The sequence below is a fragment of the Serratia proteamaculans genome (genome assembly GCF_013337185.1).
Classification (GTDB): domain Bacteria; phylum Pseudomonadota; class Gammaproteobacteria; order Enterobacterales; family Enterobacteriaceae; genus Serratia; species Serratia proteamaculans_D.
Map to the genome: position 1 here is coordinate 124,952 of NZ_SWDE01000007.1, position 16,711 is coordinate 141,662.

Below are 16,711 nucleotides of genomic sequence, written 5' to 3' on the forward strand. Positions count from 1 at the left end.
GATTACCCAGACCTTGCGTCTGCCGCAACTATTTGAAGAGGATAACGAAAATGACATTGAACATTGGGGTTATTGGCACCGGCGCAATCGGTCGGGATCACATTCGTCGCTGCAGCAAAGTGTTGCAGGGCAGCCGCATCGTGGCGGTCAACGATATTAACCGTGACAACGCCGCCAAGGTGGTGAGCGACCTGAAGCTGGACGCCAAGGTGTATGACAATGGCCACGATCTGGTCAAGGCAGCGGACGTTCAGGCGGTGCTGGTCACCTCCTGGGGCCCGAGCCATGAAGAGTTTGTGTTGGCGGCGATTGCCGCCGGCAAGCCGGTATTCTGCGAAAAGCCGCTGGCGGTTACTGCGCAAGGTTGTAAAAACATCGTTGAGGCCGAAGCCAAACACGGTAAACGCCTGGTGCAGGTAGGCTTTATGCGCCCTTACGATCAGGGCTACCGTGCGCTGAAGCAGGTGCTGACCAGCGGGCAAATCGGCGAACCGCTGATGCTGCACTGCGCGCACCGCAACCCAACAGTGGGTGAAGCTTACACCACGGATATGGCGATCACCGACACCCTGATCCACGAGATCGACGTGCTGCGCTGGCTGCTGGATGACGACTACGTCTCGGTTCAGGTGGTGTTCCCGCGCAAAAGTACCAAGGCCTTCCCGCACCTGAAAGATCCGCAGATTGTGCTGTTTGAAACCGTTAAGGGCACGCGTATCGACGTCGAAATCTTCGTTAACTGCCAGTACGGCTATGACATCCAGTGTGAAGTGGTGGGTGAAACCGGCATTGCCAAACTGCCGGAGCCATCTTCAGTGCAGACGCGCAGCGGGGCCAAACTCTCTACCGAAATTCTGACCGACTGGAAAGATCGCTTTATCGATGCTTATGACGTCGAGCTGCAAGGCTTTATCAACGACGTGTTGGCGGGCAAGTTGACCGGGCCTTCCGCCTGGGACGGCTACGCAGCCGCCGTGACGGCCGATGCCTGTGTGGCTGCGCAGCTCAGCGGCGAGATCGTACCTGTGACTCTGCCGCCGCGCCCGGCGTTCTACAACAAGTAGTGTGCTGAACGCGGTACTCACGTTTAAAGGGGAATCACCATGAAGATCGCTTTTGATGTTGATGTCATCAGGGACCTGGGCATCACTAAAATGGTTCAGCAGGTGGCGGACTGGGGCTATCAATATATTGAGCAGTCGCCGCATCCGCAGATCAATCCGTTCTACAAGCACCCGAAAGCCGGGCGTGAAGTGATGGCGGAATATAAAAACGCGCTGAAGGCCACCGGCGTGGAGATTTCCTCATTTATCGTGGTGTATCGCTGGTCCGGCCCGGGAGAAGATCGTCGCCAGGCGGCGGTCAAAAACTGGCGTCGGATGATAGAAATCGCGGTGGAAATGGGCGTGCAGGTGATTAACACCGAACTGGCAGGCAACCCTAATGAGCCGGAGATCTGTGAAGAGCTGTGGTATCGCTCCATGGAAGAGCTATTGCCGATTATCGAGCGCGAAGGGATTCGCATGGAGATTCAGTCTCATCCGTGGGACTTCTGCGAGTTGAGCAACGAAACCGCCGATATCGTCAAATCGCTACGTAGCGATCACGTTAAGTACCTCTACAGCGTGCCGCACACTTTCTACTACGACAAAGGCCAGGGCGACGTGGCCGGCATGCTGAAATATGCCGGTGACGATCTCTCGCATGTGTTGATCGCCGACACCATGAACCATACCAAACACTGTCGCTATATCGTCAATCCGCCGGGTGTCGATGCCGCCGTGCACCAGCATATGGGCATCGGCGAAGGGGAAGTGGACTTCGATACCCTGTTCCAGACCCTGCGCGATATGGAGTTTGCCAATCGTAACTTTAAGGTCGGCGGCGAGTCGATTATCTGCACCTCGCTGTTTGGTTATCCGGAAAGAATGAAAACCCAGGCGGTAGCGACCCGCGAGCGCATCGAAAAAGAGCTGTTGGGTAAATAAATTTCTCGGCTGCGCGGGTGAAAATCACCGCCAGGCCGATCTGATGATTGAGGGTGACAATGAATAAAGACAACGTAAAACTGGCCATCGCCCCGATTGGCTGGACCAATGATGACATGCCTGAACTGGGCAAAGAGAACACTTTCCAACAGTGCGTCAGTGAAATGGCGCTGGCCGGGTTCACCGGTAGCGAAGTGGGCAGCAAGTACCCGCGCGATCCGGCGGTGCTGAAACCGATGCTGGATATCCGCGGCATTAAGATCTGCAATGCCTGGTTCAGCACTTTCTTTGCCGATGGCCTGAAAGAAAAAACCATCGATGAGTTTATTAACCATATGAATTTCCTGCATGCAATGGGGGCCAAAGTGATTGGCTGCTCCGAGCAGAGCAAGAGCATTCAGGGCACCACCAAAGGGGTGTTCGAAGAGAAGCCGTATTTCACCGACGAAGAGTGGCAGCGGGTGGCCGATGGCTACAATGAGCTGGCGGGTATTGCCAAAGGCAAAGGGATGCAGGTCTGCCTGCACCACCATATGGGCACCGGCATCCAGACTACTGCGGAGATTGACCGCTACATGAGCATGGTGAACGACGACGTCTACCTGCTGTTTGATACCGGCCACGCCTATTACTCCGAAGGCAGCCAGCAGGCGATGATGGCAATCCTGGAAAAATACCTGCCGCGCATCAACCATGTGCATTTGAAGGACGTGCGCGACGAGGTGGTAGCAGAGGTGAAGGCCAATAAACTGAGCTTCCTCGACGGTGTGAAGAAAGGCACCTTCACCGTGCCGGGTGACGGAGTGATCGACTTCCTGCCAGTCTTTAAACTGCTGGAAGAGCGCGGTTACAAAGGTTGGATGGTGGTGGAGGCCGAGCAGGATCCGGCGTTGGCCAACCCGTTTGAATATGCGGTGAAGGCACGGCGTTATATCAAAGAGACTGCCGGCATTTAATCCGGCAGAGATCGGCAAGGGGCGCTTGATTAATCAATGCGCCCCTTTTTATTCTGTCTGTCAGACGAGGGTTTTCCAGGTGGTAACCAGCCCGCCAGTCACGAACGAAGGCCTTTTGGCGTTCGCTCTTAAAATTATACGCATTGGAAAACGAGCTTTGCGACGCCATTAATCAAAAGGTGCGAATCGGTTTCTGATTTAACTTCTTTCATCGCCTTGTTCTGCAGTTTGCAATAATCTGCAGCATCCTTTGCCACCAGCGACTCGGCGCCAGTCACTCTGCCACGGCCAGGTGAAGCTTCCACTGCCGCCGTATAATCTCCGTTCGGCAGTTTCTCTATGTTGCTATGATAAGATAAACCAATAAATCCGACCCGGGTATTGTCATTCTTTACTGCGCAACCCGATAAAATAAGTGCAGTCCCTAATAATAAAGTACAAAAACGCATTGTCATTTGATAGTTACTCCGTCTGTGTATTGTTGTCTGTCCCAATGTAAAGACAGCCGTTATTAACCTGAGTTCTTATCCAGGAATTTCAAATCAATACCGTTTAGACTTCATTAAAAATACATATCAAAATATTGCTATCTAACAGCCATGGTGGTTGCGTTATTTCATGTATGGCAGTGATTTTAATTGGCTTTGAGGCGGGTTGTAGTTTTGAAGGTACATTTATGGTTGGTTTATTGATTAACGGGTAAAGATGTGTGCGTTTATTTATAACGCGACTTTATATCCTTGTGGGATATAAAGCGGTGTGTCTTTATTATTGCAAGGGTTAATAGCCAATCCTCTTTTCTATTTAGTCCATTATATAGTTCTTCATTACCTCAAAGAAACCGCCGGCATTTAAGCCGGCAGAGATCTGCAAGGGGCGCTTGAGTGATCAATGCGCCCCTTTTTATTCCAGCTGTCAGGCGAGGGTTTTCCAGGTGGTGACCTCTCCGCCGGGCCATGGGGTCGCCGCGTAAACGCCACGGGCGATCGCTCGCGCCAGGGTGTCCGCCGCCAGCGCGCCAATCTGCAGCACCGCTAACTCTCGGCTGCCTTCGACTTCACGTTGACCGGTGGACAGGGCAAACACTACGTCGCCGTCGAACGGGCTATGCAGTGGGCGAATGGCGCGGGCCATGCCGTCCTGCGCCATGATCGCCACGCGTTTCAGTTCTACCCGGGTCAAAGCCAAATCGGTGGCGATACAGGCCAGGGTAGTGTTCTTCCTGCCACCCGTTGGTTCTTCGGGCATCCAGTCTTCGCCCTGGCCGTGCAGTTGCGCCAGCGCAGCGGTGCCGCCGTTACCAAACTCGCCGTTGATTTCATAGGGCGTGGCCCAGAAGGCACGGGTGCCGGGAGCCACCACAGAACCCAGGCTATTGACTGCCACCAGTGCGCCGACGGTGGCGCCATTAGCCGCCACGATTGAAGCCGACCCGAGGCCGCCTTTCAGCTTGCCCATACCGGTCATTGCGCCATAGCCTGCACCCACGGTGCCGAGCGGGAAGTCGTGACCTGCTTTGCTCGCAGCCTCGATCCCCAGTTGACGATAAGGTGGATTGAGCTGCCAGTCTTTATCACCCGCGTTACTGAGATCGTACAGGCAGGCCGTGGGGACTATCGGGGAGACGGGCACACCCGCAGCCGGGCGCAGGGCATAGCCTTTGCCCTGTTGCCCCAGCCAGGCGGCCACGCCGTCGGCTGCGGCCAGGCCATACACCGAGCCGCCGCTCAGCACCAGTGCATCGACGGTCTGCACCAGGTTATCTTCCCCCAGCGCGTCGGTTTCCCGGGTTGCCGGGCCGCCGCCACGCACGTCGACTGCGGCTGTCGCTGGGCGATCCGGCAGGATCACCGTGGTGCCGGTGCGCACCCGACTGTCCTGGGCGATACCGACCCGCAGGCCGGGTACGTCGGTAATCAGGTTACGGGTGCCGGTACGTACGGCAGGAGAAGTTGGCATCGCGGCCCCCAGGAAGGTGGTGGGAGAAAGGATGCCGATGGCACCCGTTACGCAGGCCAGCGTTTGCACAAAGGTACGGCGGCTGACGGTTAAGGGGCGGTTTTCCGCCCCTGATCCACTGTTGCTATCACTCATATGAGGGTTTTTTCTGCTGTTCGCTGCGAAAGCGCGCCATGTGATGGGAATCGACCAGTTCGCCGTCGCGTATCGCGTAGGCGCGGCTGGTGCCTTCAATTTCAAAACCGAACTTGCGGTAGAGCGCAATAGCGGCCTGATTGTCGGTAAACACCGTCAGTTCAATGCGTTCTATGGCTGCCCAATTGTCGCAAAGGTCAATCATCGCCTTCATCAGGCTGCTGCCGACGCCTTTGCCGTGATGGCGGTCATCGACACCAATGCCAAAGGTTGCCACATGACGGCGGCGCACGCGTTGATTGAGCATCAGGCTCAGTTGGCCGACGATCTGCCCGTCGATACAGGCCACCAGGTTATGGGTACCCGGCTCCAGATTGGCGAGGCGCTTGTGCCACAGCTCGATTGAAGGTAGTGGTAGATGTAGCGTGTCACGGTAAGCCTTTGGCTGAGAGTAAAGCTGATGTAGGGCCTGTGCATCTGCCGTTTCCACGTGACGAACCACTATTTCGCTCATTGCGCTGCTCCTTTGGCTTACCGTTTGAATAACCTCTGAATTTATCCGTTTAATGTGTCGAGTCAATATTATTACGTATTGGTTAAAAAAACGCTTTACAGGTGCGAATGATAATGATTATTATTGCGATGCGTTCTCGGGAGAGTATCAACCTTTGGTACCCTCGCTGTGAAGGCACGACATTGCTCACATTGCTTCCAAGTATTACTTAGCCAGCTCGGGTGCTGGCTTTTTTTTTGCCTGTTTTCCGCTCCTGCCAGTCTTCAACAAATCCACTGCCCATCGCTTCAAAACTCCATCTAATTTTTTGAACAGAGGGAAGAGTTTTTTGCGCTTTCTTATTCTGCTGTCAGGACTAGACTGTAAAAAACATTGAGGAGAGTTGAATATGATTTATTTACGTAAGGCAGAAGATCGCGGTCATGCCAATCATGGTTGGCTGGATAGCTGGCACACCTTCTCATTTGCCAACTATCACGATCCTGATTTTATGGGCTTCTCGGCGCTGCGGGTGATCAACGAAGATATGATTGACGCAGGGCAGGGGTTCGGTACCCATCCGCATAAAGATATGGAAATCCTGACCTACGTGCTGAGCGGCACGGTAGAACATCAGGACAGCATGGGCAACAAAGAGCAAATTCAGGCCGGTGAGTTCCAGATCATGAGTGCGGGCACCGGGGTGCGTCACTCTGAGTACAACGGCAATAACGATCGTCCGTTGCACCTGTATCAGATTTGGATCATTCCCGATCGGGTGGGGCTGGAGCCGCGTTATGAGCAACGCATGTTCGATGCGCCACAGGGCCGTCAACTGGTGCTGTCGCCGGATGCACGTGAAGGTTCACTGAAGGTGTTCCAGGACATGACGCTGTCCCGTTGGGCATTGGGTAAAGACGAACTGGCAGAGTGCCCGATTGAAGCCGGACGTCGCGTGTGGATCCAGGTGGTGCGCGGCAAGGTGCTGGTTAATGGTCAACAAGCCGGCACCAGCGATGCTTTCGCGGTGTGGGATGAAACCGCACTGTCGATTAAGGCCGATGAAGACAGCGAAATCTTGCTGTTCGATCTGCCGCCAGTCTGATTAAGCGGTAAATATCAAGGGCTCACAGGGTGAGCCCTTTTTGCGTTTGGTCTTCCCATAACCAACAATATCGGCCCCGGTTTTTTTTTGCTAAAATGAGCGCCCATTCACGGTTAGCCAGTTCATTGATAATGAAGAAAAAACGGCCGGTACTCCAAGATGTTGCAGACAAGGTTGGCGTGACCAAGATGACGGTGAGCCGTTATCTGCGTAATCCCGATCAGGTTTCTGCCGTCTTGCAGCAAAAAATTGCCGTCGCGCTTGATGAGCTGGGCTACATTCCCAACCGTGCGCCGGATATCCTTTCCAACTCCACCAGCCGCGCCATTGGCGTCTTGCTGCCGTCGTTGACCAACCAGGTGTTTGCCGAAGTGTTGCGCGGCATCGAGAGCGTCACCGATGCGCACAATTACCAGACCATGCTGGCGCACTACGGCTATTTGCCGGAGCGTGAAGAACAGCGCTTGACTTCGCTGCTGTCTTACAATATTGACGGATTGATCCTGTCTGAACGTCACCATACGCCACGCACCATGAAAATGATCGAGGTGGCGGGTATCCCGGTCGTCGAGCTGATGGACTGCGTTTCGCCCTGTATCGATCTGGCGGTAGGTTTCAATAACTTTGAGGCCGCACGTCAGATGACCCAGCAAATCATCGCGCACGGCCATCGCCACGTGGTGTATTTTGGCGCGCGTCAGGATGAACGTACCATTATCAAACAGCAGGGCTATGAACAGGCGATGCGTGAATCCGGCCTGCAGCCGTACAGCGTGATGACTGCGCGTTCGTCGTCTTATTCCGCTGGTGGTGAACTGCTGCGCCAGGCGCAACGTGACTACCCGCAGATTGACAGTATTTTCTGCACCAACGATGACCTGGCGATTGGCGCGACCTTCGAGTGCCAGCGGCAAGGATTGTCGATCCCCAACGATATGGCGATTGCCGGTTTCCACGGCCACGATATCGGCCAGGTGATGGTGCCGAAGCTGGCCAGCGTGTTGACCCCGCGTGAACGCATGGGGCAAATCGGCGCCGAACGGCTGTTGGCTCGACTGCGGGGTGAAACGGTCAGCCCGCGGATGGTGGACGTCGGCTTCACCGTGATCCCCGGTGGCAGTATCTGATCGCTTTTAAGTCGTTGTTTGAGCCATTTTAATTCTGAAACCGCGCCGCCCGGCGCGTTTTTTATCCCCGTTGTAAGCTCGCCTCCTGTTAACCCCATAAGTTTGATCTCTGTCCCATAACGCGAATTTTAGCCGCTTACCCGGTTCCGGCGATCAGGTTGTTACCGGTATCATGATACCGGTAACAATGAGTGTGCGGTTATCTTGTATGAGATAGAACCTTTGCCTCAGCACTACCTACAGCTCGTCTTCTAACACCGGGAAGAGCCTAAAAATACAACAAACGCGCGCTTTACGATCTATCGTAAAGAGGGTCTGCGATAAAAAGGTTGGAGAAAAATTATGCCATTAGTGATTGTTGCAGGCGGCGTAGCGCTGCTGCTGCTGCTGATGATTCGTTTTAAGCTGAACGGCTTTATCTCTTTGATTCTGGTTGCTCTGGCGGTCGGGATCACCCAGGGGATGCCGGTCGATAAAGTGATCGGTTCTATCAAGGCCGGCGTTGGCGGCACGTTGGGCAGTCTGGCGCTGATCATGGGCTTCGGTGCCATGCTCGGCAAGCTGCTGGCGGACTGCGGTGGTGCTCAGCGTATCGCCACAACGCTTATAGAAAAGTTCGGCAAGAAACACATTCAGTGGGCAGTGGTGTTGACCGGTTTTACCGTCGGCTTCGCGCTGTTCTATGAAGTGGGTTTCGTGCTGTTGCTGCCGCTGGTATTCAGCATCGCCGCTTCTGCGCGCGTTCCTTTGCTGTATGTTGGTGTGCCAATGGCGGCTGCGCTGTCGGTAACCCACGGTTTCCTGCCGCCGCACCCCGGCCCAACGGCAATCGCCACCATCTTCCATGCCGATATGGGTAAAACCCTGCTGTACGGTACGCTGCTGGCTATCCCGACGGTGATCCTGGCCGGTCCGGTGTATGCCCGCTTCCTGAAAGGCATCGACAAGCCGGTACCTGAAGGCCTGTATAACCCAAAAATCTTTACCGAAGCAGAAATGCCAAGCTTTGGCATCAGCGTTGCGACCTCTTTGGTGCCGGTGATCCTGATGGCGATGCGCGCGGTAGCCGAAATGGTACTGCCGAAGGGCCATACTCTGCTGCGCTTTGCCGAGTTCTTCGGCGATCCGGTAATGGCAACGCTGATTGCAGTGCTGATTGCTATCTTCACCTTTGGCCTGAACCGTGGCCGCACCATGGATGAAGTGATGGGTACCATCACCGACTCCATCAAGATTATCGCCATGATGCTGTTAATTATCGGCGGTGGCGGCGCGTTCAAACAGGTACTGGTCGACAGCGGCGTAGAGAAATATATTGCCGCGCTGATGGAAGGCAGTAACGTATCGCCGATTCTGTTGGCCTGGTCTATTGCCGCCGCGCTGCGTTTGGCACTGGGTTCGGCTACCGTGGCGGCAATCACCGCCGGGGGTATCGTTGCCCCGCTGATCGCCACTACCGGTGCCAGTCCGGAACTGATGGTGATCGCGGTCGGTTCAGGCAGCGTGATTTTCTCTCACGTTAATGACCCGGGTTTCTGGCTGTTCAAGGAGTACTTCAACCTGAGCATCATGGAAACCATTAAATCCTGGTCGGTGCTGGAAACCATCATTTCAGTCTGTGGGTTGGTAGGCTGCCTATTGCTGGCGACGGTCGTCTAATATACTGAGGTTTCTGGTGCCCCGGCGGTGCCGGAAACTATTTTGAGTTTGGGGCGCATTTGATGACGCTGCCAGCGTCATCTGACTCCATAAGGGCATGACATATGAGCAATCCACAGCACCACGTATTTATTTTGATGGGCGTTTCCGGCAGCGGTAAATCCGCCGTGGCCAACGCCGTAGCCCATGAGGCCAATGCCGCCATGCTGGACGGCGACTATCTGCATCCTCGTGCCAACATCAATAAAATGGCTGCAGGGCATGCATTGGACGATAACGATCGCGCCCCGTGGCTGGCGGCGTTGAATGACGCGATTTTTGCCATGGAGCGCACCAACGATGTCTCGCTGCTGGTGTGTTCGGCGTTGAAAAAAAGCTATCGTGACCGTCTGCGCGAAGGTAACCGCAACCTGCATTTCATCTATCTGAAGGGTGACAAGGCGGTGATTGAAGAGCGTTTGAAACAGCGCAAGGGCCACTTCTTCAAGCCGCAGATGTTGGTTTCCCAATTCGCCACTTTGGAAGAGCCGAACGAGCAAGAACAAGACGTGCAAGCGATTGAGATTGACCAGCCGCTGGACGGCGTGGTGGCCGATACCCTGGCCTATATTCGTCGTGTTGCAGCCCAGTAATCCGGGCTGCCGTCACTTCTCGGCGCCGCACTGGCGCCAGTATCTTCACTACAACTTCATGTAGGCTCTCACGCCGTCCAGGAACATCTGGGTCGACAGCATCACCAGAATCAGCCCCATCAGCCTTTCCAGCGCGCTCACCCCTTTGCTACCCAGCAGGCGCAGGAACAGGTTCGACATCAGCAAAATGGCGGCGGAAATGCCCCAGGCAATCAGCAGCGCCACCACCAGATACGAAATATGGTTCGGATACTGGTGCGACAGCAGCATCAGCGAAGCCAGAATCGAAGGGCCGGCGACCAGCGGGATGGCCAATGGCACCAGGAAAGGCTCTTCACCGGCGGAAAGCCCGCTGCTGTCACCCTCCTGTGAGGGGAAGATCATCTTGATAGCGATCAGGAACAGAATAATCCCGCCGGAAATGGACACGGTTTCGGTGCGCAGGTTAAGGAACGCCAGAATTTTTTCACCGGCAAACAGGAAAATCAGCATCAACAGCAGGGCGATCAGCAGTTCGCGGATCAACACCACCCGGCGACGGCGCGGCTCCAGGTGCTTGAGTACCGACATAAAAATCGGCAAATTGCCCAGCGGATCCATGATTAAAAACAGCAACACCGTGACCGAAATCATCTCTGTCATCACTACCTCTGAATCTGAAAAGTGCGTCGGTCATCCCGACCGCTTAATGGCCTATAGCCTATGGCTTTCAAGTTACGGTCAGGCGACCAGCCAGCCCATCTCCCAGCTATATAAGAAGGATTGCTGAGAATCGCTCACCCATCGAATAAATTCACTTTGCGCCTGCGCCGACATTTTGTAAGGTGGAGAGATATTACACACAACTTATAGCAGTCATCCTCCAAGGCAGGACAGTCATTATGAAAAACGTTGGTTTCATCGGTTGGCGCGGCATGGTCGGCTCCGTACTCATGCAACGCATGACACAAGAGCGCGATTTTGACGCCATTCGCCCGGTCTTTTTCTCTACCTCGCAACACGGCCAGGCGGCGCCCACCTTCGGCGGCCAGCAGGGCTCGCTGCAGGATGCTTACGATGTTGATGCACTGAGTGCACTCGACATTATTATTACCTGCCAGGGCGGCGATTATACCAACGAAATTTATCCAAAGCTGCGGGCAACCGGCTGGCAAGGGTACTGGATCGACGCGGCTTCTTCTCTGCGCATGCAGGATGACGCGATTATCATCCTGGATCCGGTCAACCGTGCGCTGATCCAGCAGGGTCTGGATAAAGGCATCAAGACCTTTGTCGGTGGTAACTGCACCGTCAGCCTGATGCTGATGTCGTTGGGCGGCCTGTTCGCCAATGATCTGGTGGAGTGGGCGTCCGTTGCGACTTATCAGGCGGCCTCCGGTGGTGGTGCACGTCACATGCGTGAACTGCTGACCCAAATGGGCATGCTGCACGCCGACGTGGCGAAAGAGCTGCAGGACCCGGCTTCGGCGATCCTGGACATCGAACGTAAAGTCACTGAGGCCACCCGCAGCGGCAAACTGCCGACCGATAACTTTGGCGTACCGCTGGCCGGCAGCCTGATCCCCTGGATTGACAAGCAGCTCGATAACGGCCAGAGCCGTGAAGAGTGGAAAGGCCAGGCGGAGACCAACAAAATCCTTAATAGCGGCCTGGTGATCCCGGTCGACGGTCTGTGCGTGCGCGTTGGCGCGCTGCGCTGCCATAGCCAGGCGTTTACCCTGAAGCTGAAAAAAGACGTTTCGCTGCCGGAAATCGAACAAATGTTGGCGACTCATAATGACTGGGTGCGGGTGATCCCGAACGACCGTGAACTGACCATGCGTGAACTGACGCCGGCCGCGGTCACCGGGACGCTGAACACTCCGGTGGGTCGTCTGCGCAAGCTGAACATGGGGCCGGAATACCTGTCTGCGTTCACCGTGGGTGACCAGTTGCTGTGGGGCGCGGCCGAGCCGCTGCGCCGCATGCTGCGCATCCTGCTGTAACCTGAACTGTACTTCCCGGGGGCTGGCCTCTTTCAGCCCCCAAAAGCCTTATTTTCTTCCTTTTTCTTCGTTTCGGCGCGCTATGGACCAAGTCGCTGCAAAGGGGGAAAAGCACACAAGTCATCAGCATTTCTCCACGCGGGCAGCAGCGCAAAGACGCTGTCAGGCTGGCAGTTTTCTTAATGAAGATTTTTCCTTGCTAATGGGCAATGTTTTTAACCGGCATTGGCTATGCTTAAAGGGCTGGCGGATACATTTTCACCAGCGCTAAAAATAAGCATAAAGAGCGGAATTCGGGTCGGGAAGGTGAGAATTGATCAATAACCGACCGCAATCACGCTTTAGATACCGAATGAATTGCATGATAACCAAAACGGCTATGGATTAAGCGTTACGCCCTGTGGATCTCAAGGTGCAGCCATTTCGCTGCAACCTGAAAGACGATGAGCTTACGCGGCCCCTTATAAATCATGCTCTTAATCTTAGGAAGAAGACTATGCCTGTACTTCCCGATCGTGACGTGATTGATCAGCTTTTCTCCGGCAATTCTGCCGACCCCTTTTCTCTGCTGGGTATGCATGCGGCCGATAACGGCCTGCAGGTGCGAGCGCTATTGCCTGACGCCAGCGAAGTCTGGTTGCTGGAGCAGCAAACCGGTCGCCGCCTGGTGCAACTGAACTGCGACGATGCGCGCGGCTTTTTCAGCGCGACGGTACCGCGTCGCAAAACCCCGTTCCGTTATCAATTCGAGGTCCGCTGGCAAGATAACCAGCAGATTGTCGAAGATCCCTACCGTTTTGGCACCTTGCTGCAGGATATTGACAGTTGGTTGCTGGCAGAAGGCACCCATTTGCGTCCTTATGAACGCCTGGGGGCCCATCTCACCACGCTGGATGAGGTTGAAGGCGTCAGCTTTGCCGTCTGGGCACCGAATGCCCAACGCGTCTCGGTGGTTGGCGAGTTCAACTTCTGGGACGGCCGCCGCCACCCGATGCGCTTGCGCCGTGAAAACGGGATTTGGGAGTTGTTCTTGCCGGGAGTGAAAGCCGGACAGTTGTACAAGTACGAAATTATCGACTGCTACGGCAATACCCAGTTGAAGGCCGATCCTTACGCCTTCGAGGCGCAAATGCGGCCGGATACCGCGTCGCTGGTGACGCCGCTGCCGGAGGTGGTGGAAAACACCCCGGAACGTCGGCGAGCCAATGACTTTGACCGACCGATTTCAATCTACGAGGTGCATCTTGGCTCGTGGCGACGTCACACCGATGATAATTTCTGGCTCAGCTATGGCGAACTGGCGGAACAGTTAATTGGCTACGTTAAAGACATGGGGTTCACCCATATCGAACTGTTGCCGATTAACGAGCACCCGTTTGACGGCAGTTGGGGTTATCAGCCGTTAGGGTTGTACGCCCCGACCCGGCGCTTCGGTACCCCGGCCGACTTTAAAGATTTTGTCGCGGCGGCGCACCGGGCGGGCATCAACGTGATCCTGGACTGGGTGCCGGGGCATTTCCCCAGCGATGCCTATGGCCTGGCGAATTTCGACGGTACCGCGCTGTATGAATATGCCGATCCGCGCGAAGGCTTCCATCAGGACTGGAATACCCTGATTTACAACTATGGTCGCCATGAGGTGCGTAACTATCTGGCGGGCAACGCCCTTTACTGGCTGGAACGCTATGGCATTGACGCATTGCGTGTCGATGCGGTGGCCTCGATGATCTACCGCGACTACAGCCGTGCCGAAGGCGAATGGGTGCCGAACCACTACGGCGGCAACGAAAATCTGGAGGCCATTGCCTTCCTGCGTTACACCAATCAGAGCGTCGGCAAGGAGCGGCCCGGTGCGGTGACGCTGGCGGAAGAGTCCACCGATTACCCGGGGGTGACGCTGCCACCAGAATCTAACGGGCTGGGGTTCCACTACAAATGGAACCTGGGTTGGATGCACGACACGCTTAACTACATGCAATGCGACCCGGTACACCGCAAGTATCATCACAATCAGATGACCTTTGGCATGCTGTACGCCTACACCGAAAACTTCGTGCTGCCGATTTCCCATGACGAAGTGGTGCACGGCAAGAAATCGATTCTCGACCGTATGCCCGGCGACGCCTGGCAAAAATTCGCCAACCTGCGTGCCTACTACGGCTTTATGTGGGCGCACCCAGGCAAGAAGCTGCTGTTTATGGGGTGTGAGTTTGCCCAGGGGCGCGAATGGAACTTCGACAGCAGCCTCGACTGGCATCTGCTCGAGGGGCTGGATAACTGGCATCACGGCGTGCAGCGGCTGGTGCGCGATCTTAACCATTGCTATCAACAGCAGGCGCCGTTGTATGAGCGTGACTACCGGCCGGACGGTTTTGAGTGGCTGGTGGTGGACGACCATGACAACTCGGTGTTTGCCTTCGCCCGCTATGATGCGCATGGCAATGAGCTGATTGCTGTCAGCAACTTTACCCCGGTGCCGCGCCATCATTATCGCATCGGAATTTCCCGCCCCGGTGAGTACCGGGAAATCCTCAATACCGATTCGCACCATTATCACGGTAGCAATACCGGCAACCAGGGCCGCGTGGTGTCCGAGCAGATAGGCAACCACGGCCGCGAACATTCGATTAGCGTCACCGTGCCGCCGCTGGCGACCATCTACCTGCTGCGGGAGGCGCAATGACTGAGCTGACGCCCGGCATCGCCGCGCCTCTCGGGGCGCACTATGACGGTAACGGCATCAACTTTAGCCTGTACTCCGCCCATGCGACGGGGGTGGAGCTGTGCCTGTTTGACGAACAACAGCGTGAAGTGCGCCTGCCTCTGGCGACGCGCAGCGGGGATATTTGGCACGGTTATCTGCCGGGCGGCAAACCGGGCCAGCGTTATGGCTACCGGGTACATGGCCCGTTTGATCCTGCGCAGGGGCTGCGTTTTAACCCCAACAAGCTGCTGTTGGATCCCGCAGCCCGTGCGGTTGAAGGGCCGGTGGCCGATGATCCTTATTTGCATGGTGGCTATGACCAACCGGATCCGCAAGACAGCGCGGAGCTGATGCCAAAGTGCGTGGTGATCGACGAAGCCTACGACTGGCAGGATGATTGCCCACCGGCGACGCCGTGGGGCAAAACGGTGATCTACGAAGCGCATGTGCGCGGATTGACCCTGCAACACCCGGATATCCCGCAGGTGCTGCGTGGCAGTTTTGCCGCGCTCGGACATCCGGTGATGATCGCCTACTTCAAGCGCCTTGGCATTACCGCGCTGGAACTGCTGCCGGTGCAGCAACACAGTTCCGAGCCGCGCCTGCAACGCCTCGGGTTGATTAACTACTGGGGTTATAACGTGCTGGCGCCCTATGCGCCGGATAACCGCTACTCCAGCCTGCGTACCGATATGACGCCGCTGCGGGAATTTCGCGACGCGGTGAAGGCACTGCATAAGGCCGGGATTGAAGTGATCCTCGACGTGGTGTTCAACCACAGCGCCGAGCTGGATATGGACGGGCCAATGCTGTCGCTGCGCGGCATCGATAACCCGGGTTATTACTGGCTCACTCCCGATGGCGGTTATGTGAACGATACCGGCTGCGGCAACACGCTGCGGCTGGATCAGCCACCGGGCGTCGCCTGGGTAATGGACTGCCTACGTTTCTGGGTGGGGGAGTGTCACGTTGACGGCTTCCGCTTTGATCTGGGAAGCGTGCTCGGCCGTACGCCGGCGTTCGACCGTGATGCACCGCTGTTCCAGGCGATGCTGGCGGATGACCTGCTGTCGCGCTGCAAGCTGATCGCCGAACCCTGGGATATTGGCCCCGGCGGCTATCAGGTGGGGGAATTTCCCGGGCGTTTTGCCGAGTGGAACGACCACTACCGGGACGATATGCGTCGCTTCTGGCTGCAGGGAGATATTTCGCTCGGCCAGTTCGCCCAGCGTTTTGCCGCTTCCAGTGACCTGTTCAATCGACGCGGACGTGCGCCGTACGCCAGCATCAACATGCTGACCGCTCATGACGGTTTTACCCTGCAGGATCTGGTCAGCTTTAACCGTAAGCACAACCAACTGAACGGCGAAGGTAACCGCGACGGCAGCGACCGTAACTTTAGCAACAACCACGGTGTTGAAGGCCCGATAGCCGACGATGCCATTGTGCAACGCCGTAGGGCCAGCCGGCAGGCACTGCTTGCCACGTTATTGCTGTCCCAGGGAACGCCGATGCTGCTGGCCGGCGACGAACATGGACACAGCCAGCAGGGCAACAACAATGCCTATTGTCAGGACAACGCTATCACCTGGCTCGACTGGGCCAAGGCGGATGACTCACTCACCGCTTACACCGCCGCACTGATCCACCTGCGCCAACAAATTCCTGCCCTGCAGCATGACCGCTGGTGGCTGGAGGGCGACGGTAACGTGCAGTGGCTGAACGCGCAGGGGCAATCGCTCAGCGCGCAACAGTGGGAGCAGGGTGAACTGCAGTTGCAGATCTGTCTGTCACAACGCTGGCTGGTGGTGGTGAACGCCACGCAGCAGGCGGTGGAGATGACGTTGCCCGCCGGCGATTGGCAGCTTGTCGCCCCCTTTACTCAGGAAGATTCGCGGGCGGTCTTACCCGCCTGGAACCAGGCTGCGCACTCGATTTGCGTGCTGGTCAAGAAAAAATAAAAGGAGT

Annotated in this window: 14 protein-coding genes; 10 read left to right on the forward strand and 4 right to left on the reverse strand. The window is 56.0% G+C overall.

From position 1 onward, the window contains the following. Nucleotides 1–50: 50 nt before the first annotated feature. The 3 genes from FCL49_RS21715 to iolE are packed head-to-tail and all read left to right on the forward strand — an operon-like array spanning nucleotide 51 to nucleotide 2,944. Nucleotides 51–1,064, forward strand: coding sequence for a Gfo/Idh/MocA family protein (locus FCL49_RS21715; protein ID WP_174355106.1), 1,014 nt, complete (start codon nucleotides 51–53; stop codon nucleotides 1,062–1,064). A gap of 39 nt (nucleotides 1,065–1,103) precedes the next feature. After that, entirely contained in the window at nucleotides 1,104–1,988 is an 885-nt protein-coding gene (locus FCL49_RS21720; protein WP_135318397.1) for a sugar phosphate isomerase/epimerase family protein, read from the forward strand. A 59-nt stretch (nucleotides 1,989–2,047) separates the two neighbouring features. Continuing rightward, nucleotides 2,048–2,944, forward strand: coding sequence for a myo-inosose-2 dehydratase (iolE, locus tag FCL49_RS21725; protein ID WP_174355107.1), 897 nt, complete (start codon nucleotides 2,048–2,050; stop codon nucleotides 2,942–2,944). Nucleotides 2,945–3,078: 134 nt separating this feature from the next. Here iolE and FCL49_RS21730 read toward each other — a convergent pair whose 3' ends face one another. The 3 genes from FCL49_RS21730 to FCL49_RS21740 form a co-directional block, all read right to left on the reverse strand. Next, complete coding sequence (locus tag FCL49_RS21730; protein ID WP_174355108.1) at nucleotides 3,079–3,399, reverse strand: hypothetical protein; 321 nt, start codon at nucleotides 3,397–3,399, stop codon at nucleotides 3,079–3,081. Between the two features lie 460 nt (nucleotides 3,400–3,859). Next, on the reverse strand, nucleotides 3,860–5,038 hold the full coding sequence (locus tag FCL49_RS21735; protein ID WP_174355109.1) for a P1 family peptidase: 1,179 nt from the start codon (nucleotides 5,036–5,038) through the stop codon (nucleotides 3,860–3,862). Beyond that, nucleotides 5,031–5,552 (reverse strand): GNAT family N-acetyltransferase, encoded by a 522-nt coding sequence (locus FCL49_RS21740; RefSeq protein WP_174355110.1) that lies wholly within the window; start codon nucleotides 5,550–5,552, stop codon nucleotides 5,031–5,033. Before FCL49_RS21740 ends, FCL49_RS21735 begins: the two co-directional genes overlap by 8 nt. Before the next feature lie 388 nt (nucleotides 5,553–5,940). On the opposite strand from FCL49_RS21740, the gene FCL49_RS21745 reads away from it, so the two are divergent. The 4 genes from FCL49_RS21745 (at nucleotide 5,941) to gntK (ending at nucleotide 10,054) form a co-directional block, all read left to right on the forward strand. Next, complete coding sequence (locus FCL49_RS21745) at nucleotides 5,941–6,636, forward strand: pirin family protein (RefSeq protein ID WP_174355111.1); 696 nt, start codon at nucleotides 5,941–5,943, stop codon at nucleotides 6,634–6,636. A gap of 131 nt (nucleotides 6,637–6,767) precedes the next feature. Next, nucleotides 6,768–7,763 carry a gluconate operon transcriptional repressor GntR gene (gene gntR / locus FCL49_RS21750; protein ID WP_017894317.1) on the forward strand — a complete coding sequence of 332 codons (996 nt, stop codon included), beginning with the start codon at nucleotides 6,768–6,770 and terminating at the stop codon, nucleotides 7,761–7,763. A gap of 342 nt (nucleotides 7,764–8,105) precedes the next feature. Next, nucleotides 8,106–9,422 carry a gluconate transporter gene (gene gntT, locus FCL49_RS21755; RefSeq protein ID WP_135318391.1) on the forward strand — a complete coding sequence of 439 codons (1,317 nt, stop codon included), beginning with the start codon at nucleotides 8,106–8,108 and terminating at the stop codon, nucleotides 9,420–9,422. A gap of 104 nt (nucleotides 9,423–9,526) precedes the next feature. Further along, a complete protein-coding gene (gene gntK, locus FCL49_RS21760) occupies nucleotides 9,527–10,054 on the forward strand; it encodes a gluconokinase (protein ID WP_012147325.1) in 528 nt (175 codons plus the stop codon). A 48-nt stretch (nucleotides 10,055–10,102) separates the two neighbouring features. On the opposite strand, the gene FCL49_RS21765 is transcribed toward gntK, so the two are convergent. Then, on the reverse strand, nucleotides 10,103–10,696 hold the full coding sequence (locus FCL49_RS21765) for a YhgN family NAAT transporter (RefSeq protein WP_153858385.1): 594 nt from the start codon (nucleotides 10,694–10,696) through the stop codon (nucleotides 10,103–10,105). Between the two features lie 239 nt (nucleotides 10,697–10,935). Between FCL49_RS21765 and asd the strand changes: the two genes are divergently transcribed. The 3 genes from asd (at nucleotide 10,936) to glgX (ending at nucleotide 16,704) form a co-directional block, all read left to right on the forward strand. After that, a complete protein-coding gene (gene asd, locus FCL49_RS21770) occupies nucleotides 10,936–12,039 on the forward strand; it encodes an aspartate-semialdehyde dehydrogenase (RefSeq protein WP_174355112.1) in 1,104 nt (367 codons plus the stop codon). Between the two features lie 496 nt (nucleotides 12,040–12,535). Continuing rightward, complete coding sequence (gene glgB / locus FCL49_RS21775) at nucleotides 12,536–14,722, forward strand: 1,4-alpha-glucan branching enzyme (protein ID WP_174355113.1); 2,187 nt, start codon at nucleotides 12,536–12,538, stop codon at nucleotides 14,720–14,722. Beyond that, nucleotides 14,719–16,704, forward strand: coding sequence for a glycogen debranching protein GlgX (glgX, locus tag FCL49_RS21780; RefSeq protein ID WP_174355114.1), 1,986 nt, complete (start codon nucleotides 14,719–14,721; stop codon nucleotides 16,702–16,704). The genes glgB and glgX overlap by 4 nt, the downstream gene beginning before the upstream one ends. Nucleotides 16,705–16,711: the final 7 nt, after the last annotated feature.